The 1,243-nt window shown below is 64.8% G+C and carries 1 protein-coding gene; it reads right to left on the reverse strand.

Translation table 11 applies throughout. The features are described from left to right. Positions 1–10: 10 nt before the first annotated feature. On the reverse strand, positions 11–988 hold the full coding sequence (locus tag AAE029_RS36155) for an IS110 family transposase (protein WP_371077756.1): 978 nt from the start codon (positions 986–988) through the stop codon (positions 11–13). Positions 989–1,243 lie beyond the last annotated feature (255 nt).

The following is a 1,243-nucleotide window of genomic DNA, read 5'->3' on the forward strand; positions in this document are numbered from 1 at the left end:
CCTCACCAAGTCAGTTTGCGCATGGAATTGCATTAACTTCATATTGCAACCGCAGGGCATCTCTGACGCGGGCGTTTGCAACGGTGATGATCTTGCGCATGAGGGCGGTGAGCGCCAGGCGCTTCGGTTTTCCGCGCTTGAGCATGGCCTTGTAGGCGGTGGCGAGCGGACTGGCACCGCGACAGACGGCAAGGGCGGCGATGAAGAGCGCCGGTCGGATCTGGCGCCGGCCGCCGGTGGTGCTGCGGTGCCAGCTGGCCTTGCCGCTGTCTTTGGGATGCGGGGCGACGCCGGCGAGGCTTGCGATCTGGCGACGATTGAGGGTGCCGAGTTCGGGCATGACGGCAAGCAGCAGCGGCACCAGGACCTGGCCGATGCCGGGCACCGAGCGCAGTGGTTCGGCCCGCAGGGCCAGATCGTCGCTTTCGGCGATCAGGGCGTCGATCTGTTCGTTGAGAGTGTCGATATGGCGGTTCAGCTCTTCGAGATGGGCCTCGATAGCGTCGGCGATCAGACGGCTGCGCGGGGCTTTCAGACGGTTTTGCTCCTGCACCCGCATGGCGACGAGGTCGAGACGGCGGGCGACGAGCAGCTCGAGCTTCTGCTGGCAGGGCTCGGCCGGCTGCCAGCGCGGCAGCGTCGCGGCGCGGTCGCCGCCGTAGCGCCAAAGCCAGCGCGCATCGATCGGATCGTTCTTGCCGTGCTTGCCGAAGGATTTGACATAGGCCCTGACCTTGGCGGGATCGGCGCGATGGGCCGGAATGGCCAGTTCCAAGAGCACGCCGAGCAGGATGTCCTCATGGCCACCGGTGGCCTCGCACACGGCGAGCGTGGCGATGCCCTGATACGGCTGCAGGACGGTGCGCAGCGCGTCGGCGGTGTTGGCGAGGGTTGAGGTGGCGCGCGTGCGGCCGTCGTACAGGGTGACGGTGTCGCGGGAGACGTCCAGGCCGAGGATGGACTGGATTTCGGCGGGTTCTGTGATCATAATTAGGGTTCCATGCTTCGAATTGTCTGCGGGCGTGTCCGACGGATAGCCCATTCAAGTCACCAAGCGATGCGAAGCTGGAGCGGCAAAGTCCCTTCATGAGGTCGGTCGTTGACACCTATTCCTGTACGGGCGCTTTGCCGCGCGAGCCCCGGGAAGGCCTTCCCGGGGCTCGATCTCAGCTTCCTCAACACTAAAGCACAGATTTGAGAGACAATTCCTGTGCCTGTCACAGGAATCCAGCCGCCGTGCGTC

Origin of the sequence: Sinorhizobium sp. CB7 (assembly GCF_041357635.1) — a bacterium.
GTDB lineage: Bacteria > Pseudomonadota > Alphaproteobacteria > Rhizobiales > Rhizobiaceae > Rhizobium.

Coding starts and splice junctions, on each gene's coding strand:
- AAE029_RS36155 (WP_371077756.1), bottom strand. CDS start 988: ATGATCACAGAACCCGCCGAAATCCAGTCCATCCTCGGCCTGGACGTC.